The organism is Photobacterium sanguinicancri (assembly GCF_024346675.1).
In the GTDB taxonomy this organism is placed as follows: domain Bacteria; phylum Pseudomonadota; class Gammaproteobacteria; order Enterobacterales; family Vibrionaceae; genus Photobacterium; species Photobacterium sanguinicancri.
The window spans coordinates 1,657,660-1,680,184 of sequence record NZ_AP024850.1; the positions used below are offsets into that span (position 1 = coordinate 1,657,660).

24 protein-coding genes and 2 pseudogenes are annotated in these 22,525 nt (G+C 39.8%); 20 read left to right on the forward strand and 6 right to left on the reverse strand.

Annotation, left to right across the window (positions count from 1 at the left end; all coding sequences use genetic code 11):
* Window positions 1-282: 282 nt before the first annotated feature.
* Window positions 283-1,812: a transposase gene (locus OCU87_RS07880; protein ID WP_261858196.1), complete on the reverse strand. Its 1,530-nt coding sequence runs from the start codon at window positions 1,810-1,812 to the stop codon at window positions 283-285.
* Window positions 1,813-2,658: 846 nt separating this feature from the next.
* On the opposite strand from OCU87_RS07880, the gene OCU87_RS07885 reads away from it, so the two are divergent.
* The 3 genes from OCU87_RS07885 to OCU87_RS07895 all read left to right on the forward strand — a co-directional run bounded on the left by OCU87_RS07885 (window position 2,659) and on the right by OCU87_RS07895 (window position 4,323).
* Window positions 2,659-3,039 carry a hypothetical protein gene (locus OCU87_RS07885; RefSeq protein WP_261858197.1) on the forward strand — a complete coding sequence of 127 codons (381 nt, stop codon included), beginning with the start codon at window positions 2,659-2,661 and terminating at the stop codon, window positions 3,037-3,039.
* Between the two features lie 128 nt (window positions 3,040-3,167).
* A complete protein-coding gene (locus tag OCU87_RS07890) occupies window positions 3,168-3,866 on the forward strand; it encodes a hypothetical protein (protein WP_261858198.1) in 699 nt (232 codons plus the stop codon).
* 250 nt (window positions 3,867-4,116) lie between these two features.
* Window positions 4,117-4,323 carry a hypothetical protein gene (locus OCU87_RS07895; RefSeq protein WP_261858199.1) on the forward strand — a complete coding sequence of 69 codons (207 nt, stop codon included), beginning with the start codon at window positions 4,117-4,119 and terminating at the stop codon, window positions 4,321-4,323.
* A 782-nt stretch (window positions 4,324-5,105) separates the two neighbouring features.
* Here OCU87_RS07895 and OCU87_RS07900 read toward each other — a convergent pair.
* A complete protein-coding gene (locus tag OCU87_RS07900) occupies window positions 5,106-5,303 on the reverse strand; it encodes a hypothetical protein (RefSeq protein WP_094958925.1) in 198 nt (65 codons plus the stop codon).
* A 145-nt stretch (window positions 5,304-5,448) separates the two neighbouring features.
* On the opposite strand from OCU87_RS07900, the gene OCU87_RS07905 reads away from it, so the two are divergent.
* Window positions 5,449-6,534 carry a S1 family peptidase gene (locus OCU87_RS07905; RefSeq protein WP_261858200.1) on the forward strand — a complete coding sequence of 362 codons (1,086 nt, stop codon included), beginning with the start codon at window positions 5,449-5,451 and terminating at the stop codon, window positions 6,532-6,534.
* A 487-nt stretch (window positions 6,535-7,021) separates the two neighbouring features.
* Here OCU87_RS07905 and OCU87_RS07910 read toward each other — a convergent pair whose 3' ends face one another.
* A complete protein-coding gene (locus OCU87_RS07910) occupies window positions 7,022-8,065 on the reverse strand; it encodes an IS110 family RNA-guided transposase (protein ID WP_261858201.1) in 1,044 nt (347 codons plus the stop codon).
* Window positions 8,066-8,271: 206 nt separating this feature from the next.
* On the opposite strand from OCU87_RS07910, the gene OCU87_RS07915 reads away from it, so the two are divergent.
* Window positions 8,272-8,598: a barstar family protein gene (locus OCU87_RS07915; protein ID WP_261858202.1), complete on the forward strand. Its 327-nt coding sequence runs from the start codon at window positions 8,272-8,274 to the stop codon at window positions 8,596-8,598.
* Between the two features lie 68 nt (window positions 8,599-8,666).
* A complete protein-coding gene (locus OCU87_RS07920; protein ID WP_261858203.1) occupies window positions 8,667-9,053 on the forward strand; it encodes an energy transducer TonB in 387 nt (128 codons plus the stop codon).
* Window positions 9,054-9,538: 485 nt separating this feature from the next.
* Here OCU87_RS07920 and OCU87_RS07925 read toward each other — a convergent pair.
* Window positions 9,539-10,442 (reverse strand): annotated as a pseudogene (locus tag OCU87_RS07925) (IS110 family transposase).
* Window positions 10,443-10,780: 338 nt separating this feature from the next.
* Between OCU87_RS07925 and OCU87_RS07930 the strand changes: the two are divergent.
* The 10 genes and pseudogenes from OCU87_RS07930 (at window position 10,781) to OCU87_RS07975 (ending at window position 17,849) form a co-directional block, all read left to right on the forward strand.
* A complete protein-coding gene (locus OCU87_RS07930; protein WP_261858204.1) occupies window positions 10,781-11,185 on the forward strand; it encodes a hypothetical protein in 405 nt (134 codons plus the stop codon).
* Window positions 11,164-11,649, forward strand: a complete 486-nt coding sequence (locus OCU87_RS07935; protein ID WP_261858205.1) for a lysozyme family protein — start codon at window positions 11,164-11,166, stop codon at window positions 11,647-11,649. Before OCU87_RS07930 ends, OCU87_RS07935 begins: the two co-directional genes overlap by 22 nt.
* Window positions 11,650-11,812: 163 nt before the next feature.
* Window positions 11,813-12,088: a hypothetical protein gene (locus tag OCU87_RS07940; RefSeq protein ID WP_261858206.1), complete on the forward strand. Its 276-nt coding sequence runs from the start codon at window positions 11,813-11,815 to the stop codon at window positions 12,086-12,088.
* A gap of 632 nt (window positions 12,089-12,720) precedes the next feature.
* Window positions 12,721-13,002: a type II toxin-antitoxin system Phd/YefM family antitoxin gene (locus OCU87_RS07945; RefSeq protein WP_094958601.1), complete on the forward strand. Its 282-nt coding sequence runs from the start codon at window positions 12,721-12,723 to the stop codon at window positions 13,000-13,002.
* Window positions 12,999-13,286, forward strand: a complete 288-nt coding sequence (locus OCU87_RS07950; protein ID WP_261858207.1) for a type II toxin-antitoxin system RelE/ParE family toxin — start codon at window positions 12,999-13,001, stop codon at window positions 13,284-13,286. The genes OCU87_RS07945 and OCU87_RS07950 overlap by 4 nt, the downstream gene beginning before the upstream one ends.
* Window positions 13,287-13,579: 293 nt before the next feature.
* A pseudogene (gene trpS, locus OCU87_RS07955) lies at window positions 13,580-14,628 on the forward strand (tryptophan--tRNA ligase).
* Window positions 14,629-15,099: 471 nt separating this feature from the next.
* Window positions 15,100-15,486 (forward strand): SMU1112c/YaeR family gloxylase I-like metalloprotein, encoded by a 387-nt coding sequence (gene gloA2 / locus OCU87_RS07960; RefSeq protein ID WP_261858208.1) that lies wholly within the window; start codon window positions 15,100-15,102, stop codon window positions 15,484-15,486.
* Window positions 15,487-15,661: 175 nt separating this feature from the next.
* Window positions 15,662-15,925, forward strand: coding sequence for a hypothetical protein (locus OCU87_RS07965; RefSeq protein WP_062692840.1), 264 nt, complete (start codon window positions 15,662-15,664; stop codon window positions 15,923-15,925).
* A gap of 324 nt (window positions 15,926-16,249) precedes the next feature.
* Complete coding sequence (locus OCU87_RS07970) at window positions 16,250-16,810, forward strand: hypothetical protein (protein ID WP_261858209.1); 561 nt, start codon at window positions 16,250-16,252, stop codon at window positions 16,808-16,810.
* 325 nt (window positions 16,811-17,135) lie between these two features.
* The gene (locus OCU87_RS07975) at window positions 17,136-17,849 is read left to right on the forward strand and encodes a hypothetical protein (RefSeq protein ID WP_261858210.1); all 714 of its coding nucleotides are present in this window, start codon (window positions 17,136-17,138) and stop codon (window positions 17,847-17,849) included.
* A gap of 174 nt (window positions 17,850-18,023) precedes the next feature.
* Here OCU87_RS07975 and OCU87_RS07980 read toward each other — a convergent pair whose 3' ends face one another.
* Window positions 18,024-18,812 carry a DUF4394 domain-containing protein gene (locus tag OCU87_RS07980; RefSeq protein WP_261858211.1) on the reverse strand — a complete coding sequence of 263 codons (789 nt, stop codon included), beginning with the start codon at window positions 18,810-18,812 and terminating at the stop codon, window positions 18,024-18,026.
* A 357-nt stretch (window positions 18,813-19,169) separates the two neighbouring features.
* Window positions 19,170-19,670 carry an outer membrane protein gene (locus tag OCU87_RS07985; RefSeq protein ID WP_062692844.1) on the reverse strand — a complete coding sequence of 167 codons (501 nt, stop codon included), beginning with the start codon at window positions 19,668-19,670 and terminating at the stop codon, window positions 19,170-19,172.
* Window positions 19,671-19,833: 163 nt separating this feature from the next.
* On the opposite strand from OCU87_RS07985, the gene OCU87_RS07990 reads away from it, so the two are divergent.
* The 4 genes from OCU87_RS07990 (at window position 19,834) to OCU87_RS08005 (ending at window position 22,182) form a co-directional block, all read left to right on the forward strand.
* Window positions 19,834-20,313, forward strand: coding sequence for an RDD family protein (locus tag OCU87_RS07990; protein ID WP_261858212.1), 480 nt, complete (start codon window positions 19,834-19,836; stop codon window positions 20,311-20,313).
* 252 nt (window positions 20,314-20,565) lie between these two features.
* Complete coding sequence (locus OCU87_RS07995) at window positions 20,566-21,117, forward strand: hypothetical protein (protein ID WP_261858213.1); 552 nt, start codon at window positions 20,566-20,568, stop codon at window positions 21,115-21,117.
* A 217-nt stretch (window positions 21,118-21,334) separates the two neighbouring features.
* On the forward strand, window positions 21,335-21,811 hold the full coding sequence (locus OCU87_RS08000; protein ID WP_261858214.1) for a DM13 domain-containing protein: 477 nt from the start codon (window positions 21,335-21,337) through the stop codon (window positions 21,809-21,811).
* 53 nt (window positions 21,812-21,864) lie between these two features.
* A complete protein-coding gene (locus OCU87_RS08005; RefSeq protein ID WP_261858215.1) occupies window positions 21,865-22,182 on the forward strand; it encodes a heavy metal-binding domain-containing protein in 318 nt (105 codons plus the stop codon).
* Window positions 22,183-22,525: the final 343 nt, after the last annotated feature.

The following is a 22,525-nucleotide window of genomic DNA, read 5'->3' on the forward strand; positions in this document are numbered from 1 at the left end:
TAAGAGTGATTCGCAACGCTTGGCATTTTTGTCATGCGTTGGGTTTAGTGTTTAAGGTGGTATGCGGAAGCTTCGGTATTGCGTTGCTCACACCTTAACAGGGCGTTGAGGCTGTAGAATTTCTCGCTTTTTAGCCGATTTTCCATGTTTGATCGCCATTTATTCTACAGACAATGCCCTAAATGCTGCGCGATGATAGTGGCCTTTATCATGGTAAGGAAAGATATAGCGGCAAGATGAGAGTTTAGCGGCGTTTTTCGTTGATTTGAGAGGTTTTACCCTCTATATAATGCAATTTCGTAGCTTTTCTATGTTGTGGAGCATGCTGAACATCGCCCATTGGGCGTTTACTTTCTCTTTTCCTCTCAGCGTAAACCGGTTCATCTGTTTGTTGACGGTGATGTTGCCAAAAACAGGTTCAACGCACCCAAGCCGCTTACTGTATTGCCGCCTTCCTTCTGGGCTATCAATCTTGTCTTTCATAGCTTGCATGTGGTCAAAGCCTTTGGTGTTTTTGTAGATGAAGAACACTTGTCGGCCGACTTGCTTGCCAGGTGGTTTTCTCATGCACTGTGACTGGTGAACACATTGTCGGCAATCATTGAGATAACCACAAAACTGAGCGCCCCGTTCACCACGGATGACAGCATTTTTACTGCTTAGCCGCATTATTTTTCCGGCAGGGCAGCGACAAGTCATTTCGTCTTGGTTGAATTCAAACATGGAAATGGGGTAACAGGTTTTGCCTGTTTTCGAGCGTTTCTTTCGTTTTTTCGCTTGCTCAGTTTGATAGGTTTCACTGCTTTGAAACAGTGGGTTGCGGCTGCGAAAACCGGTATCGGCGACGTAACAGTCGTATGGCGTTTCTGCTAAGAACTTGAGGTTGGTTTTACTGTGAAAGCCACTATCAGCGGTGAACTTGGTGGTGTACTGTGCCATATTCGGTAGCTTATCCAGTTGGGCTTTTAATGCGAGTACAGCAGGCTTCAGTGTTTGCTGCTCACCAACGCTTCCCCATACTTGGCTGTGCAGAATGATTTGGTGTTTGTCATCGGTGATGGCGATGCCGTTATAACCTTGAATAGTACCTTTAGACGTAGTCATTTTGGCGCTGTCGTTGTCGGTAATATTGCTTTTTATAGGTTTGTTGCTGCTGCCAAGTTTATCTTGAGTATTAGCGAGAAACGCCCCAATTTTATCGGCGCCCTTATCAAGCTTTTGCTTTTGTCGTAAGTCTTGTTCGATAACGTCATTTGGGAGTGCATCTTGGCTTTGATGACGCTCGATAATACGTTGGCTGGCGCGTTGAAGTTTCTCTTTCTTGCGTCGTAACTCGTCGTGTGTGCCACTCCATTCTTTACTGGCATTGGATGAAATTTTACAGCCATCAATAGCAAACATGTTACGCCCGATAAGGCCTTGTTCATCACATATCATTAGAACTTGAGTAAACAGTGGCTCAATGGTGTCCTTCATCTGTGCGATGAAAGACGCAATAGTGGTGAAATGTGGTCTTGCATCCCCAGATAAACACATAAAGGTGACATTGTTGATGCAGGCTCTTTCTATGCGTCGGCTAGATAACATGCCGAGGGAATAGGCGTAAAAGACAACCTTAAGCATGATAGAAGGAGGGTAAGCCGCAGCCCCATTTTTGTCGTTGTGGTAGTGCGCATTAAAGGGCGAGAGGTCGAGGTGATTATCAACAATGTGGGAAATCGCATACTCGATAGTGCCGGGGATGAGTTGTTCATCGATGATGACAGGAACGAACATGTTTTGGTTCGAGTAATCGGTTTTGAAGTTGGGCATAACCGTGTCTCGTTGTGAATAATTTAGATTAGATCACAAGGAGTTAGTGCGTTCAAGTTCATGTCGTGATGAAATGGCGGTAGGATCAGAATTGAGACGGGCGAGAAGAAATTCTACAGCCTCGTTACCCGACTTGGTTGAGTTCTTTTTGCTTACTTTACTCCGCTGTTGCTGTGAGCTGGTCAATTCCAGATAAATTCGTATGCAGTAAGAATCGTTTGTTGTTTGTCGCGGCTTCTTATTTTTAAATATCTCAACGGCTTGCGTGAATGTTCGCTGGTAACCGCGCCAACTTCTTTATTTGTTTTAACCATGGTTCGGCCGTGGCGGTTGATGCTCCGCGTACTCCCAATTCTTAAATTTCTTGGCTATTGCCTCGCCATTTTCGAGGAATGCCGCTTTTAATTTTGTGGTCGGTTCGTTGGCAGGGAAGTGGTTACATTTTGGTGGCTGTAGTGACGGTGTAACTTTGTTGGTGTTGTTCGCGGCTTTAGTTTGGGCTGCCTTTAAATCAATATTCGCACAAGATTTTGGTTCATCTTTTCTAGGTAAACCATAGTGCTAACTTCGTCGTAGCCGCTATTTTGTGGGTAAACGCGCAGTAATTTTCGTGGTTATAGTTTTGAATTTATCTGCTTTAAGTTTGGTGTTTGTCGCGCTTAATCTGAGTAGTTTTTAATTGCATTTCATCATGGCAGGCAAGCTGCTTTAGCCGAGTCGAACGGCCGGGTAACAAAGGCATTAATGTGACGCTTAACACTCGGCGGTTTTGGTTTGAAATGTATTTGGTTTAGTAAGCTCAGCGTTGGCGCACCTTATGCCAAGGCGTTATGTTTAGGAGGTGGTATGAATCCAGTATTATCTGGTTTATTAGGTGTTTTAGTTGGAGCATTATTGGGACACTGGTTTGCATTAGGTCGAGACAAGCGTAAAGAGTATAATGATCGAGTTGAAATAATTAGGAAAATGCTACTTATCGAAAAGAATAACTTAAAAAATGGGGATGTAGGATCTAATGTGGTTAAAGATGATGACGTACTCAATCTTCAAGTATTACTTAGTGAACGGTCTGCAAGTAAATTAAGTAAAGTTCACTCAGATTATATATCTGCATACGAAAATGCTGGTGATTATAATGATGATGGGATGTACGAATTCAATCCTGGAGCTAAACGTAATTTGGAAAGAGTCATCGATTTATACCTTAAACATGCCAAGATAAAATAAACATAACAAAACCATTAGCTTGATGTTGTTTTATTACGTATTTTGGGTCTGAAGTTTGGCGGGTTTTGTCAGTGTGCCGTGGAACAAATTATGGAAGCGTTATGTTTTTAGTTAGGTAGTACAGAATAATGTTTACAAAGAAAGACAATATAGAAGAAGTAAACCTTCACCTTGACTTGTTAAAAGATAGGTTTAAGTATGAAGTAAAGTATTTACGGGAATATATAAACTTCACATCGCAATCTGTCGATGAAAGAACTCAAAAATTAGGTGATAAAATATATCAGGATACTTTAGATAATCCTGAGCATGAGTCCCTATTACAAGATATGTTTATAAAAGAACAAAAAGCAATAAGTAGCTATCTATATCATTCAGCAATTGTTTTAGTTTATACCGTATTGGAGAGTACATTGTCTCAAATATGTACTGAAGTTAAATTTAAGGTTCGTGCAGACTTTTCATATGATGGGCTATCAGGTGGGAATATTATACAAAAGGCAGTTGAATACTTAAAAATAACAACAAGCTTGCCATTTTCTTCCATTGAACATATTTGGCCTAGAATTGGACAATATCAAAATCTTAGAAATTCAATAGTGCATCAAAATGGCAAGTTTTCTGGTAAAGATGAAGGTACTATCAGTAAAAACAGAAATAAAATGTTGAATATGTTTAACTCACTAGAGCTTAGTGAAGATGAAAAGCAGTTTTACATAATGAGTGATGGACTAATTCGAGAATTTATTGATAAAACTGAGTCATTAATTGAAGTGATAGTTCAAGATATTGAGTCAAAAACATACCTGGTTGTAAACAAAACATAACAAAGCCATCAATACGACCACCAACGCTCGGCACTACGAGTTTGAATTAGCAGTGATGTTTTCGGTGGTCTATCAACATTACTGTAATGCGTTGTGGCGTATTATGGCAGGCGTTACCCGACTTGGTTGAGTTCTTTTTGCTTACTTTACTCCGCTGTCGCTGTGAGTGGGTCAATTCCAGATAAATCCGTATGCAGTTAGAATCGTTCGTCGGTCATAGCGGTTTCTTATTTTTAAACGTCTCAACGACTTGCGTGAATGTTCGCTGATAACCGCGCCAACTTCTGTATTTGGTTTTAACCATGGTTCGGTCGTGGCGGTTGATGCTCCGCGTACTCACTTGTTCTTAAATTTCTCAGCTATTGCCGCACCATTGTCGAGGATAGCCGCTTTCAATATTGTGGTCGGTGCGTTGGCAGGGAAGTGGTTACATTTTGGTTGTTGCCGTAAACAGTAGAATTATGGGTGATGTTCGCGGCTTTAGTTTGGGCTGCCTTTTTATCAGTATTGGCGAGTGTTTCTGGTTCATCTTTTCTAGGTAAACCATAGTGCTAACTTTATCGTTGCCGCTATTTTGTGGGTAAACGCGCAGTAATTTCCGTGGTTATAGTTTTGAATTTGTCAGCCTTGAGTTGGCTGTTTGTCGCGCTTAATCCGCGCCGTTTTTAGTTTCACTTCATCATGGCAGGCAAGCTGCTTAACCCAAGTCGAACGGCCGGGTAACAAAGGCATTAATGTGACGCCAGACACTCGGCGATTTTGGTTTGAAGTGTATTTGGTTTTGTAAGTTCAGCGTTGGCGCACCTTATGCCAAGGCGTTACCCGACTTGGTTGAGTTCTTTTTGCTTACCTAACTCCGTTGTCGCTGTGAGTTGGTCAATTCCAGATAAATTCGTATGCAGTAAGAGTCGTTCCTCGGTCATAGCGGATTCTTGTTTTTAAACGTCTCAACGACTTGCGTGAATGTTCGCTGATAACCGCGCCAACTTCTGTATTGGGCTTTTACCATGGTTCGGCCGTGGCGGTTGATACTCAGCGTACTCACTTGTTCTTAAATTTCTCATCCATTGCCTCGCCATTTTCGAGGATGTCCGCTTTCAATAGTGTGGTCGGTACGTTGGTAGGGAAGTGGTTACATTTTGGTGGTTGCCGTAAACAGTAGAATTGTGGGTGTTGTTCGCGGCTTTAGTTTGGGCTGCGTTGTTATCAATTTCATCGTAAATGTAAGGTGCGGCTTCACTAGGTAAACCGTAGTGCTAACTTTATCGTAGCCGCTATTTTGTGGGTAAACGCGCAGTAATTTTCGTGGTTATAGTTTTGAATTTGTCTGCCTTGAGTTGGGTGTTTGTCGCGCTTAATAAGCGCCGTTTTTAATTGCATTTCATCATGGCAGGCAAGCTGCTTCACCCAAGTCGAACGGCCGGGTAACAATGGCATTAAGGTGACGCCTGACACTCGGCGTTTTTGGTTTGAAGTGTATTTGGTTTAGTTAGTTCAGCGTTGGCGCACCTTATGCCAAGGCGTTAAATTGTTCACAAGTGCAGTTATTGTAGGCAGCTAATTTTGAGTTGGATCTTTATTGATGATATATCGAAAAAAAAGTTTGAATGAGCACCATGTTGAGTCTGCTGGTGCAATAGCATATGTATCAGTTATTGATGAAAGCACAGAAGAACATGGGATTGGCACTGCATTTCATGTTGGAAATGGCCTATTCATTACAGCAAAGCATGTTGTAGAAGGGAAAAGCATTGTTGAGGTTGCAACAACGAAACGTGCAATTGAAAAATACGAGAATCGTGCATACCGCAATGAAACAGCAAACTTCACAAACCCGAAACGGCTTAAAGTGATAGATGGCCCGAAGTTTTCTGAAAGTTATGATTCTGTTGATGTGGCCGTGTTTCGAGTTGAATTAAATGGTATTAACCTTCCACGGTTAACATTTGACTCAGCTACTAGTCACTATATTGATGATACCTCGTACCTGTTAGATAACGTGTTAGTAATAGGATATCCACCAATTCCTTTTTCGAAGATGCCGATCCAAGTTGCATCATTAGGCCAAGTTAATGCAGTTATTGATGTTAGGCATTCAGCGTACCCTCACTTCATTGTCTCAAGTTTAGCTCGTGGAGGCTACAGTGGTGGGCCTGTGCTCTCGGAAAACGGCAAAGTTATTGGAATTGTGACCGAAAGTTTGGTTCACAATAACAATTTAACCGAATCGGGGTTTATGAGCATTTTATGCGCTGAAGCGGTTATATTAGAAATACAAAAACACTATAGCTTCGATACGGAAGAACATGATGTTTATTGGAAATTTGAACAGATTGTAGAAGTAAAATTACGCGACCCTAGCAAAGACGTCGGAGACCTCAATGCGCGCATACCAGACTCAGTAATACATGTATGTGACATTGATCCTGAAGCTTGTGGACATATTGAATGTGGAGATGCCAGCTTGCTTGCTGGTGCCGTACAACTTGTTGAAAAATTGTGTTCAATTGAAAAATTAGAACAGTACTCCAGTAATACCATCTTTTCATTTTATTCTCATAGTTACGGAGACACGTTGAGGAACGCCGCATTTGAACTCAAGAACTTTTTCATAGAAAACGGGTATGTTGAGATCTCTGAGACAGATAGTTTCGATTCAGGCGAATAACAATTTAACACATATGAGCCTTCGGGCGTCAAGCGGCAAAGTGGATCCTATCGACCGCGTAAGCGGTCGACTAAAAGTCGATTAACAAGCGCGTCCTCTTCGTTAGTCAGAATGGCCTTCAAGTCACGCTTGCGGCAAACACATATTGAGGATCTCTTATGCAGTCTCAACTGCTGCCTGTTTAGTTGCATTCCATTGCGGTGAAACAGGGTCGCTAGACATTTATCGGTTAACCCACATCTGGCACTATTCAAAGGGTGATGGTTACGATATTCGTACCAGTTAGTTTCAGGCTCAGTGCGGGTGCAAACGTTCTTGTTAATCGTATTAAGGCACGTCAGTGAAAGGGCTAATCAAAGCATCGTGCTCTGGTTTATTGGTACACGCGTCAGTTGTAAGGTCATGGCCTTATCTCATGGTTTAATGACAGCGATTCGTACTCGACCATATTGGCACAGTTAGACGATGAGCCTCTTTCACTGCGTGGCTAACGCTTCATAAATTGATCTTCATTGAATAGTGTTTTGTTCCTTAACATGAAGTAAACACATCGCCCCAACTTGTGAGCGAGTACAGATAGGGCTTTCGACTTTGGCATTCTGCGTTGAAGCTTGGCTAAATAGCGTTGGGCATCATCATTACCTCGAAGATAAAGTACGCAAGCTTCAGAGAACGCCCATTTAAGATGAGCATTTCCAATTTTGGCACCTGAAGTACCATAGATTTTACCTGCTGATTCAGCTTTGCATTTGACTAGGCGAGAGTAAGAAGCAAACTTCTGTACTGAATCAAAGCGTTGGATGTCACCGATTTCATAGAGAATGGTGAGGGCGAGTATTTTACCGACCCCTTTGATAGATTTGAGTAAATGGTATTCACGATAGAAGTGTTTAATGGCATGGTTTTCCACCTGTTTTTCTATCTGTCGAAGTTCTTTATCGTAATGTTCAACGAGGTTTAAATCGAGATTGATATTAGCTTGAACGTATTTATCGTCAAAGGTCTCGCGTAGTGCATCTCGTGCCTGGCTATAGCGAAGATTGGTTCCATGGGCGGGTAAGTTATATTGACTCAAAGTGTTACTGACGTGTGCTTTGAGCATTGCGCCATGACGGATAATTTTCATTCGGCGACGTAATAAGTCACGTGTAGCACGCATTGATTTAGGGTAATGATAGGCGATGGGGAATGTGCCACCACGAAGTAGTTTGGCAATTTTAAATGAATCAATTTTGTCGGTTTTAGCTTTACCGCCGTGAATCGCTTTCATGTACAAAGCATGTCCGAGAATAAAGTCGACCGCATTGTCTTCACACCAGTCGGCTACCCAATACCAACAATGCATACATTCAACGCCGACAATAATATTTCCGATATAGGGTTCAAGAATTCTCATTAAATGTTCGGGTGAGGCTTTAATTTCTTGATGGATACATATTTCACCATCATGGTTGATGATACAGACATATAAAGAACGGGCATGGAGATCTATCCCGCAGTAATAAGGGTGGTTCTTCGTATAAAATTGCATATGAGTCTTCTCCGTTTTTTGGTTTAGTCGCCTTCCAGCATACTCCTTTGGGGTATGTTGTCGGAGAAGGCTCAATAAGTATCAAAGGCATCAAGGTAACGCGTTACACTCGGCGGTTTTGGTATGAAGTTCAGTGGGCTTTGTAGGTTAGTCGTGGCGCACCTTATGCCCTGCGTTATATATTCAGAGTAGAGTTAGTAGATCCTATGCAGGTAATTATTGATTTCAATGAAATAGAAAGTTGGAAATCATTTCATTCTGTTTTCAGTGAAATAATGGGTTTCCCCGATTCTTATGGTGAAAATATGGATGCATGGATTGATTGTATGTCCAGCATTGATGATCCTGAAACTGGCATGTCAACCATAGTTGTTAAGTCAAATGAAAACCTTGATATGATTGTCCTTGGTATGAGTAATGCTCTCAAAAATACTCCTGAAATATTTCAGTGTTTTTTTGAATGTACAGTGGCAGTCAATCAACGCTTTATAGAAACGGACTCAGAGACTCGGCTAAAGATAGTTGGTATTTAACAAGGTAATATCAAGTGATGTAAAGTTCGGGAAGGTTATTAAAATAGAGTAAGCATTATAGGATAGTTATGAGGAAGTTTTTATTTACTTGTTTTTTTCTTGTTTCTTGTCAATCAATAAATCATGATGAAGTACCTTCGAATAGTGTATCTAACAATGTCATGCCGAGAACAATTCATGATGAAACAAAATATCCACCGCCATATCACCGAGTAAACCCAAGGTACCCTAATGACGCAATAAGTAATAAGATTGAAGGGTTCGTTGTTCTTGGTTTTGATGTTGATATTTATGGGGGAGTGAAAAACATTACAGTTAAAGAGTCCGTACCAAATTCTATTTTTGATGATGCTGCAATAGTTGCTTTTCAACAATGGAAGTTTGCTAGGTTAATAGTAGATGGAGAACCTAAAGTGCAGAGAAACTTGCAAGTAAGGTTGGAATTTAAGCTATGAACATAACACATATGAGCTTTCGGGCGTCAAGCGGCAAAGTGGCTCCTATCGACCGCGTAAGCGGTCGACTAAATGTCGATTAACAAGCGCGTCCTCTTCGTTAGTCAGAATGGCCTTCAAGTCACGCTTGCGGCAAACACATATTGAGGATCTCTTACGCAGTCTCAACTGCTGCCTGTTTAGTTGCATTCCACTGCGGTGAAACAGGGTCGCTAGACATTTATCGGTTAACCCACATCTGGCACTATTCAAAGGGTGATGGTTACGTCATTCGTACCAGTTAGTTTCAGGCTCAGTGCGGGTGCAAACGTTCTTGTTAATCGTATTAAGGCACGTCAGTGAAAGGGCTAATCAAAGCATCGTGCTCTGTTTTATTGGTACACGCGTCAGTTGTAAGGTCATGGCCTTATCTCATGGTTTAATGACAGCGATTCGTACTCGACCATATTGGCACAGTTAGACGATGAGCCTCTTTCACTGCGTGGCTAACGCTTCATAAATTGCTCTTCATTGAATAGTGTTTTGTTCCTTAACATGAAGTAAACACATCGCCCTAATTTGTGAGCGAGTACAGATAGGGCTTTCGACTTTGGCATTCTGCGTTGAAGCTTGGCTAAATAGCGTTGGGCATCATCATTACCTCGAAGATAAAGTACGCAAGCTTCAGAGAACGCCCATTTAAGATGAGCATTTCCAATTTTGGCACCTGAAGTACCATAGATTTTACCTGCTGATTCAGCTTTGCATTTGACTAGGCGAGAGTAAGAAGCAAACTTCTGTACTGAATCAAAGCGTTGGATGTCACCGATTTCATAGAGAATGGTGAGGGCGAGTATTTTACCGACCCCTTTGATAGATTTGAGTAAATGGTATTCACGATAGAAGTGTTTAATGGCATGGTTTTCCAACTGTTTTTCTATCTGTCGGAGTTCTTTATCGTAATGTTCAACGAGGTTTAAATCGAGATTGATATTAACTTGAACGTATTTATCGTCAAAGGTCTCGCGTAGCACGCATTGATTTAGGGTAATGATAGGCGACAGGGAATGTACCCCCACGAAGTAGTTTGGCAATTTTAAAGGAATCAATTTTGTCGGTTTTAGCTTTACCGCCGTGAATCGCTTTCATGTACAAAGCATGTCCGAGAATAAAGTCGACCGCATTGTCTTCGCACCAGTCGGCTACCCAATACCAACAATGCATACATTCAACGCCGACAATAATATTCCCGATATAGGGTTCAAGAATTCTCATTAAATGTTCAGGTGAGGCTTTAATCTCTTGATGGATACATATTTCACCATCATGGTTGATGATGCAGACATATAAAGAACGGGCATGGAGATCTATCCCGCAGTAATAAGGGTGGTTCTTCGTATAAAATTGCATATGAGTCTTCTCCGTTTTTTGGTTTAGTAGCCTTCCAGCATACTCCTTTGGGGTATGTTGTCGGAGAAGGCTCAATAAGTATCAAAGGCATTAATGTGACGCCTGACACTCGGCGGTTTTGGTTTGAAGTGTATTTATTTTAGTAAGTTCAGCGTTGGCGCACCTTATGCCAAGGCGTTATTCGTATAAACTTTGCAATAGTGATAGCTTTGTAATTTACAGCTAGGTGTGTGGTAAATCGAAAATATTTAAACCCTTATACTTTTAAATTTCTTACATAATATTAAGAAGTTATGCTGGCAAAATTCAATTCAATTGTAAATTTTTTGGAGTACATTTTGTCATTTGAAATAACAAGCTTTGTTGGTTTAAAGAAGAAAAACAATATTAATGATGTCAAGCTGTTACAAGCATTATTGAATGTATATTCACGTCGAAACAACAGTGAGTCGTTAACAATTACAGGTAAATGTGATAACGAACTGATTGATAAATTGGTTGAATACCAGAATAAGCATCTTAAGATCTCCAAGCCGAAAGAATATGCAGAGCCTAATGGGAAAATCGTAAAATCCTTAAATGAACTGGTTCGTTCTGTTTTTAAACCGATGTCCACTACACCTCCAAAAGTTGGTTTACTAACTTGGAATGCAGAAGGGAATGAAGGTGGGCATATCACAGCCGAAAATTACATGTCCCAAGTGAAAGTTCTGGTGTTACCGTGGGTAGAGGCTATGATTTGAGAAGGAAAAAATCAGCTCTGATTCGTAAAGATCTTGCAGCCGCAGGCTTAAAACCGGATGTTATATCTAAGCTAGCGAGTGCTGTTGGTTTAAAAGGAAAGCAAGCAAAACAGTTTATCATTGATAATGATTTGGTTGATTATCAAGTTACAGTTGATGCTCAAAGAAAGTTATTTAAAATAAGCTATGATTTTGAGGCGTCAGAAGTAAAAAGAATTTGCACTAAAGCTGATGTTGTTAAGAAATATGGTAATACAGATTGGGGCAAGTTGGACATTACTATTAAAGAAATAACAATAGACTTAAAATTTCGTGGTGATTATACGCCAGCAGCTAGAGAGTACTTGCAAGAAACTATAGCTAATAATGATCTTGAAAGTTTTAAGCGAGTAATTACTAATAGATCTCTCTGGGCAAGTGTTCCTGGTGACCGGTTTAATAAGAGGGTTAAATATGTTCAGTAATTTATATCCTTACGGTGCAAAATTTATGATGTCTAAGGTGATATCATGTTGTTGTATGTTGCTATTTTCTTTTTCTGCAAGTTCGAGTGTTTTACCTGCATCGATAGATAAAGTCCAAACATATAGAGTTAATGACTTTCTTGTTAGAGTCGTGAAGCATAACATGGAAGTAAACCCTATACTCGAAATTGATAAAATAAGCACTCCAGAATTTAGAGTCATTGATAGTCTTAAAATAAAATCAGTAATTGTTGGCAATGAAGAGTTAATCTTTAACGGGTCCTCAGGTGTTTTTGTTGAATCATTTTCATCAAAGAATAGCGATATCTTTTTTTCTTTAGAATATTTCTATTTAGAAGGGGGAAGCAATTATATTGATTGCGTTGTCTCATTTAATGAGGGTTTAATTAGTGCGCCAAAATGTGGCTATAAAGATTAGCGGCAAAAGATGCATAACACATATGAGCCTTCGGGCGTCAAGCGGCAAAGTGGATCCTATCGACCGCGTTAGCGGTCGACTAAAAGTCGATTAACAAGTGCGTCCTCTTCGTTAGTCAGAATGGCCTTCAAGTCACGCTTGCGGCAAACACATATTGAGGATCTCTTACGCAGTCTCAACTGCTGCCTGTTTAGTTGCATTCCATTGCGGTGAAACAGGGTCGCTCGACATTTATCGGTTAACCCACATCTGGCACTATTCAAAGAGTGATGGCTACGACATTCGTACCAGTTAGTTTCAGGCTCAGTGCGGGTGCAAACGTTCTTGTTAATCGTATTAATGCACATCAGTAAAAGGGCTAATCAAAGCATCGTGCTCTGGTTTATTGGTACACGCGTCAGTTGTAAGGTCATGGCCATATCTCATGGGTTAATGACAGCGATTCGTACTCGACCATATTGGCACAGTTAGACGATGAGCCTCTTTCACTGCGTGGCTAACGCTTCATAAATTGATCTTCATTGAATAGTGTTCTATTCCTTATGTTCGGCGTTATAATTTTTCTTAGTATTGCTGAATATTTATACTTGCACTATAATCGGTACAAAATTAAGTACAACTAAGGTGTTATTATGACTCGACTAAGATTAGATCAAGATATTCAACCACTTTCAGAGTTTAGAGCTGGCGTAGCTTCGTTTATTCGTCAAATTAACGAAACTCGTAGACCTTTAGTAATTACTCAGCGTGGCAAAGGTGTCGCTGTTGTTTTAGATGTTGCTGAATATGAAGCAATGCAAGAAAAAATAGAGTTACTGGAAGAATTGCAGCAAGCTGAAGCTCAAATCGCTAGTGGCTTCGGTTTATCAAATGAAGATGCTCGTTCTAAAATCTTGGGACGTTTACGTTCATGAATGTTGTTTGGTCGCCGCTTGCTTTAGACAAAATAGGGCAGACAGCAGAATACATTGCATTAGATAATCCATCTGCGGCAGAAAAATGGGTTAATGAAGTATTCGACAAAGCAGAGAATTTAGGTTCATTTCCAGAGTTAGGTCGCCTTGTTCCTGAGCTAAACAGAGCTAATTATCGTGAAATTATTTTTGGTAATTACCGCATTATTTATAGCGTAACGTTAAGAATAAATATTTTAACGGTTCGTAACTGTAGTCAATTGCTGACTATGGCTGATATATAAAATTCTAACAAATGCATCAACACGATTTGCTACACTCGGCGGTTTTGGTTTGAAGGGTAATTGGTTTAGTCAGTAATACGTTGGCGCAACTTATGCCAGACGGTATACCCACGTAAGCAAAACTCCACTTGAATTGTTTTCCGGTGAGTGGTAGGTTAAAACAATGCAAGTAAATCATACGTTTAATCTAATCTCAGTTTCATGGTGGCGTTCTATCTTATAGAGCGGCGCTGAATCACATTTGTTCAAAGCCGTCGGAAGACTGCTTATGAATAACGCAATTTATGTCTCCGATGGTACAATTTAGGAGTCACATTTTGCATAATCGAATACATACTGTTAAAAAAGAAAAAGTGTTAACTGGTGATAGAGCTACAGGGCAGTTGCATCTCGGACACTTTGTCGGTTCACTTCAGCAAAGGGTCGCATTACAAAACGACTATGAACAAACCATTTTGGTTGCCGATTTACAAGGTTTAACTGATAACGGTCACAATCCCCATAAAGTATCTTCCAATATTTTGAATGTTGTTGCTGATTATTTAGCCGTTGGCATTGACCCACAGAAAACGACAATTTGCTTGCAGTCTGCGATCCCAGCATTATCTGAATTGACAATGTATTACTCAAATTTAGTGTCTGTCGCTAGATTACAGAGAAATCCAACAGTTAAAAATGAAATTGCAGGTAAGTCATTTGGAGGCTCAATTCCTGCGGGTTTCTTAACATATCCGATTAGCCAAGCTGCCGATATTACTGCATTTAGAGCAACGCTCATCCCTGTTGGTGATGACCAGTTACCAATGATTGAGCAAACGAATGAAATAGTGAGAAAACTAAATCATATAGCCCAAGATGATATTTTAGTTGAGTGTCGACCGTTATTAAGCAAAGCCCCTCGTTTACCAAGCACGGATGGTAAAAGTAAAATGTCTAAATCAATGGGTAATTGCATCCTCTTAAGCTCTGGAGAAAAGGATATATCAAAGGCGGTAAAATCAATGTATACCGATCCTAATCACTTAGCAGTTGAAGACCCAGGTAAAATTGAAGGTAATGTTGTTTTCACATATCTAGACGCATTCCATCCAGATTTAGCTTATGTTGATGATTTAAAGGTTAGGTACCAAAAAGGTGGTCTAGGAGATGGGGCCACAAAAAAATTCTTGAAGAATGCTTGCAGGAAACTCTAAAGCCAATTAGAGAACGTAGAGATACATTCATATCAGATAAAGCTCAATTAATTGAAATTCTTAGTATTGGTAGCGAAAAGTCACAAGATGAATCAAATCAAGTGTTAGGTAGCATTAAACGAGCATTTGGTCTTAATTTGTTTCGGTAGTCGATATCAAAGCGTGGGGATCAAATGCAACCAAGGTGATGCTGGACACTCGTCGATTTAATAGGCTTTGTTGAGTAAACAATAATCCACTTTATTAAGGAAGATATTCAAGAAAGCCAGCCTGTATTAGCATCAAGATGGTCACGAGTTGGTGCTTCAATTATTGATGTAGTTATTCTCAGTGTTGTAATACTTCCTGTAGCTTACTTCACGGGTGGGTTTGATGGACTTAGTCAGGAGGCACCAGTTGAGAGTCCCTTTATATACCAGATCATAATAGCTGTTCTTGGTTTTGGTTTATATTGCATTGTGAATGTTAGGGCATTGATTTTCCTGCGTCTCGTGTGGAATTGGAATATCACGCATCTAGCTTTCAATCTTTTGTATTTATGGTGAATTCATTAGATCAGAAGGTAAGTTGCGGTCGTTATAAGTTTCTAGGAATATACACAACTCACAATAGGTAATAATATGTTTTTAGAGGGTTTTCATCATGTGGCGATCATATGTTCCGATTACAGTGTCTCAAAGTATTTCTACTCTGAAATTTTAGGATTAGAGATAATTGCGGAAACGTATCGAGAAACACGTTCTAGTTATAAGCTAGACTTAATGCTGCCAGATGGTGGACAAATTGAACTGTTTTCATTTCCCGATTCACCTGAAAGGGTATCAAATCCGGAAGCTCAAGGTTTAAGGCACTTAGCCTTCTCAGTTGCTTCAATACCTCAAGCGGTAGAATATTTACGCTCTCGTGGTGTTGGAAGTGAACCAATTAGAGTAGATGAATTAACAGGCAAAAAGTTTGTTTTTTTCAGAGACCCAGACGGTTTACCTTTGGAGCTATACGAAAAATAAACAGAGCGAATGCATCAACACGATTTGCTACATTCGGTATTCTAGATTCCTTTGGGTTTACCGTATTAACTAGCAGATTTAAGCTTCATCTGCATGGTAGTAAACGTGGTGTACAGGTGCTATACGAATTGGTGTGATTGATAAATATGTATGTAATCAATGTTGAGAGTTAGCTATGCAAAGTGGAACGTTAAGAGATTACAGTGAAGACATGTATAAGGTTTATTTTGAGATAGGAGAATACCAAGAAGTAGGTTTGGGTGTTTTTACTGCATTTGTCGGTGAGCGGCACTCAAAACATATTCTACATTTAGAATTTGGGTACGAAGTAACAATGCCTATTCAATGTGTACCAGAAGTTGTAAGACTTTTAAATCAAAAAAATATAGCAATTTACCAAATAATACGTGGGGAAAAAACAAAAGAAACATGGCGTTAGCCGACAGAGTCCTCCCACGTTTAGAGACTCTTTACTAAGTCAGATCTAGGGGCTAATTGTGAGGTGCCCATCACATCACTACAGATGTTGTCGAAACGAGCCGAAGTAATAACAAGATGATTTTATTCGTATTTAAAATGCGACAGAGTAACGAATTTGCGACGCACTATATAAAAATATAACAATCGCATGCTGGGCTTGGTTTTAATTTTATTTGCATTAAAGGTGTAAGCTGTTGATGTTAAATGATTAATTTTTTTGGCATGTATCTTGATTAACCTAATTTACTTTAGATACAAATAATCTGGTAATTAAGGTGATCATATGAAAAAAGTAATATCAGCCATACTCTTTATGACAGCGCTTTTTAGTTTTAATGCATCCGCATCATTAATTGGGGATGACATTTTCATTGCATGTTCGCAATCTTCAGGATCGCCAGATCCTGCATGTGAGGGGCTAGGCCTTGTTCCTGCAACTGTGACTAATAATGTTGAATATCCTGACTTTTTTAACTTTCAAAATTCTATCAGCATTGATGTATTAGCTAACTCAATTGAGGTGGCCTTTGAAAATGGTCCGTATTGTGGGTGGTTCACATGTGACGGACAAGGCTTTTTGCAATTTGATTTAACGGATCTTGATTGGATTTCGATGCCAACAAGTTTTATTTCAAGTCTGGACGTAGTGACTAACATGACGGGTGTTTTGACGAGCTTTGGCCCTGATAGTGTCTCTTTTTCATTACCAGAGACACAGGTAACGAACGATATGTTTTTGACTATTAATCTGATTACAGCAGCCATTCCTGAGCCTTCTGTTTTTCTTGTGCTTTTAATGCTAATTATCGGCTCGACGGCATATCGAATGAAAAAACAGTGGTAGTGAAATACAGCAAGACTCAAACATTATAGAATTAAGCACGTATTATTCCCCCTTTAAAAGAGGGGGAATACTGTTATTTCTTCCTATCTTCAATCTTCCTATATATCATTTCCCTTCCGAGAGACTCCCTGTATAGCGGCATATGTCTTGAATGTAGAGTTCAGCCGTATAATTAAAGCAATAAAGCGTGGCCAACTTTAGCTGACCACTAAAAGGGCTATCCGCTTTCACCCTTCATTACGACAGCACAAAAAGCACTAAGCTAACGTTTTTACTCTATGATTTTTGTATTCAATACAGAGCTTGCTATTGTAGATACAGTGTAATGGCAGCAAAAGAGGCGCTTATCAAGCATCTTAAATGTGTGGATTTAACACAGTCAAAACAATGGTTACAGCCAGAGCAGAGGCAAGCGTTGGCAGAGATCATCATTGCGAGCTTCTCTAATGTTGATCCTGAAGCCTATTTGTTTAAGTACTTTGATAGTAGCGAACCTTATCAGAGGAAATTGCGCCTGTACTTCGATCAGGAACGGATTGTCGGCTACTGTTTACTGACTTTCACCAATATTTCCAACAAGGTTGTCATCAAGGCATCCGCTGCATTTTTGCCTGATTATCGAAAGGGCAGCAATACTTTTATTTTTTCACTTCAGGAAAGCTTAAAAAGTTGGCTGAGTAAACCTTGGCGTAAGCACTATTATGCAGACACTATGCTTAGCCCGGCCATGTACCGTGCTATCGCGAAGAATACTGGGGTCATTTGGCCGCATTTTTCACATCGTGCGCCAGAAGCGCTATTTGACCATTTTAACCCAGACGGAGATTCTAGCGCAGAGAATGCACTTCGGTGTTTGGTTTCGGTCGATAGGGTGAGTAATTACAACCAAGCAGAATTGGACATGTTACTGACCAGTGATAAACCAGAAATTCAGTATTATTGTAAGTTGAACCCGCACTTTAATAGCGGTGTTGCACTCTTTGTTATTATTCCTGTAAATCTGAAGCAATTCTTACTGACATTACTTAAAAACAAGTAAAAACAAGTAAAAACAACATGTAAATTAACTCATTAGGCTTAATAGTCTACGAAGAAGGACTTTTAGGTTTATAAATGAATCCGTATTATATTTAGTTTGCTTAAAATGAGATTAAGAGCCACCTCAAATAAGATGACCCCTTAGTTAGTGTCTGTATTAGAGTTCTAATTAATATTAACTACGAGCTTTACGGCGTACTAAACATAAGCTCAAAAGACCCATTCCAAAAAGAGCAGCGGGTTCAGGTACACGGATTGTTAAACCTTCGACATCTGTACCGTTTCTTGTAATAACAGTTGCTAAACCTGTTAATGGATCAATTTTGAAGTAATCGCCGTCATCATCTGCTGCAAATAAGTTAATACCATCTGTTGCAAGAGCAGCCTCTGCGCTAAGACCTGAAAGAGTACTCCCAGCACCCACTAAGGAAGCAACGCCTGTCATGGTATCTATGGTGTAGAGGCTATCTTCGCCAGCATCGACGCCAAATAAGATGTCGCCCAGAAAAGTTAGCCCCTCAAGATCAAACCCCACTGAGCTGTTAAGAGAAGTTGCCGCACCTGTCATAAGATCAATGGTCCAAAGATCGTTAGAATCACCCGCGATAGCTAAACCACTAGTAGAAATAGCAAACCCCGGATTCCTAATATTAGTACCAAGTGCACCAACAGATGTACCGACACCTGTTGTTGTATCGATTGTGATGAGGGAATTGCTTGAATCATCGATACCGTAGAGCGTTGAGCCAAAAAATGAAATGCCTTCAACGTCACTAAAACCAACTGCGCCAACACTACCGATAACAGTACCCATCCCAGTCGCAAAATCAATGGTATAGAGTGTTGAGCTTGTTGTGTCACCATCAACACCAAATCCAATCGGGGCTGATTGGGCTGTACTTGCAAAGATTGAAGCTGCGAATAATCCAGCCGCTTTGATTAAGTTGCTTCTACAATTAGTCATCTATATTCCTTATTCCTTTATGGATAGTTATAACGCTATATCTAAGAGAGAGCACAAAATATGCCATATTATAATATTTTTATATTTCAGATGGTTATGATGGGTATTGTTTATATTGAGAGTAAATATGTAAATATTTCTGACAGTAATTCTTAATAATAATATTAAATCGTTTTACTTGGAGACGAGTGTGAAATGGGTTGGGATTGATCTTGTTTAGCAAGGGGAGAGTGGCAGATAAAAAGAAGGTAGTTATATGGTGATATCAAGCGAGGGTATATATGAGCATCTTAAATAAAATGTATCCAACTGCGATGAAAGGCCTAAAAAGGTTGTAGGCCTTTATGATTAGTGGCATTAGTTGAATCGGTAATTAATACCAGCACTTAAGCTATCTTCTTGAATATTATCTTGACTGGCTCTCATTCCGAATGAGTGATTGTAATTACTCACAATCTGGAAATGATCATTAATGTTGTAACCTAATGATGCGCCGAGCATTAGCCCGAGATCTGATACTTTCATATGATCATCTTTATAGCGGGCATAGGTTACCCCACCTTCAGGAGAAACAAAGAAGTTGCTCTGTTGAATGCTAAATGGCTTTTCAATAGCCAGGGTGTAATTGTCGTAGTCTGCACCATCGCCTTTTAATGATGAAGCCGATCCTTTTAGGTTTCCCCACGCCAGTTCGCTGCCAGCTTGGAATTTGAATCCATTCATATTGGCGTGCTGGCTTCCAACTTTGACATTACCGTACTCGTAATTAGCACCAAAGTATGAATTTACACCCTGAGCTTGAGATAGAGCAGGTAGCAGGATACCCATAGTAATGATAAGTACTTTAATTTTTCTCATTGTTATTCTCCTCTATGGCTGAACAATTCCATAATATTTAAAACGCCGTTCATTTAAAGTGTTATATTAGCTAAATTAGATTGTGTTTATGGTGGAAGCACATTAAAGCTAGGTAGGCTACCGTGATGCTTCATGCATGCAGTGACGAGGAAGGAGAGTAAAAATGAATTGTGAAGTAATAACACCTGATAATGAACATGAATATGTGGGGTTTTGGGCCCGAGTAGGGGCTTCTTTAATTGATTGTGTACTCATAATATTAATAATAATGCCACTAATGTACATTGTTTATGGTGAGAGTTATTTATATTCTGAAGATATGCTACTTGGGGGAACAGATGCTTTACTTAATTACGTTTTCCCGTTATGTGCAACAATCGCCTTTTGGACATATAAATCAGCAACACCAGGAAAAATGGCGATCAAGGCAACAGTTGTCGATGCTAAAACGGGCAACCCTTTAACGTTAAAACAGTCTTTTCTCCGTTACTTTGGTTATTTTGTTTCGACCATACCATTAGGGCTTGGTTTGTTTTGGGTGGGATGGGATAAAAAGAAACAAGGTTGGCATGATAAAATGGCTGGTTCAGTTGTTATCCGTATTCGCAGTAAAGGAACTGATAAAGTAACCTTTAGCCAATAATCGTTTAAAGCTGGTTTGAGGTCTTCTGCATTATTATACCACGTCAAATCAGCCATTTAAGTGGGATGGAAACCTGAATTTAACCTTTAAATGTCAGACATAATCAAGCTAGGAGTAGAAATTAGGTGTAAAATCAGGTTTCAGAATACACTGGTATTTCAACGGGTATTGTTGGCACATCAGCAGTAAACAGTGTGAACAAGCATAAACCTTCGATATCTCCTCGATTAACGTTCTAACAAGAAGAAAAACATGATCAAACGGCCACTTATCATTCCGCGAAATTTACTACCGCTTAATGTTGACACCTATCCACCCAAGTTTGCGAATAACACTAACGTTTATTTCTATGATTGCCACCAAGCCCAGCCTGCTTGGTTACAGCAGTTATTCACTGTTTGGGGGATTGTACGTGATGTGGCTTTTGATGATGATATGAAAGAAGTGGTTTATCAGCTTTACTTACCAAAAGAGCGACGCTCTATCTATGTGTATGAAAAAGAACTAGTGTCTGACTGTCGTGATAATCAAAGTGAGTGCCCATGGGGAGAGGTAGAGTCGACAGTACAAGATGGGATCATGGTGAAAGTAGCTGATCGGTTAGCACCTGACGTTTTACTGGATGATGTTGTAAAAGCTCTAGAGTTAGATGCCATTAGCTATATGCGTCATAAACGTAGGATTCACGTGTTACTCAGAACCGCTAAATCAGTTGTACGTGTTAGTTACGATCGTCAGCCAGAATATCGAGTTTTTGCAAAACGAGCGAGTTTATCGGAAGCTAAGCAAGCCCTAATGATGTAATCGGATCCTGTTAGGGGATACACCGAGTCAGAACGGAAACTTTACTATCAAATTCAAATAATAAGAACTACTCTGACATTGAATATCCACCTCTGGTGCTACATATTATACAAGTATAATAGTGCATGTTGAGAGTGCCCAGTTCGGGCGCATAGTTCGAGAGTTGTGCTTAATATGGAGAGAGCACAGGTTTGAGTTTGAGTTTAATGGAGGCGGAATGAAAATAAAAATCTTGATAATACTTCTTGTGAGTCACTTATCTGTGGGTGCCATTGGCTTTGCGCTAGGGATATATGCATTACCCATTCTTATTGCTCCGACGTCACCAACAGCCACTGAAGTATCTACAATGTCTTCACAAGCTCAATATTCTGCAGAGTTTCGAAAAGATCTAAAAGACAGTGATTCATTTCACTGGGGGCAAGGTCAGGTTTCCGTTGGGCCTGAATTTATCACCCTGATGGGAGAACTTGCACCGGGACCCGACTATAACCTTTATCTATCGCCTGAGTTTGTTGAAACAGAAGCCGATTTTAACCGCATCAAAGCGAGCATGGTCCAAGTTGGTGAGGTAAAAACCTTTGAAAACTTTGTCGTGCAAGTACCACAAGGCGTTGACCCTTCTCGTTATAACGCCGTGATCATTTGGTGTGAAACTTTTGGTGAGTTTATTACTGCCGCTAAGTATCAATAATAACCACAGCTAGCAGACGCTTTGGTATGGAAGATTACCCTTACGGAGATATTATGAAATTTGTAACAACAGAAAATATTATTGGCGAAGAGATTGAAGCAGCACTTGGTGTTGTGACAGGCAATGTTGTGCAATCTAAGCATGTTGGCCGCGATATTATGGCAAACTTAAAAGGTATTGTCGGTGGTGAACTAAAGGGATACACCGAGATGCTGGCGGAAGCACGCGGCATAGCGATTGAACGCTTGCTTGAAGATGCGCAAAGCCAAGGTGCAGATGCCGTAGTTGGTGTCAGGTTTACAACCAGCGCCATAACCCAAGGTGCATCAGAAATTATGGCTTATGGTACAGCTGTAAAATTAAAAAGATAAATAAGAAACGGATGTTTGTACTATAGATTTTGCACACATCAGAAATGCTATATTTCAAGTTTCAGTTTCAATTTAAAGGTGTGCAGGTGACATTTATACCTAATAAGGTCATCTGCAACTTATTATATACTCCATATAATTAATGTGATACTTCACATGTAAGTTTTAATAATTTATTTATTGTGTGTTTAATTACTGTTTTTTTATAAAAGTCATTTTATTTAACAATATAAATTACATTATCTTATTCTCTATGATTTATTTATATATATTCCTAGTGTGAAATTTAATTGGGAGCAATATGTCATTTATGCATGCAGATTATTGCTAAGTGTTTCTATCA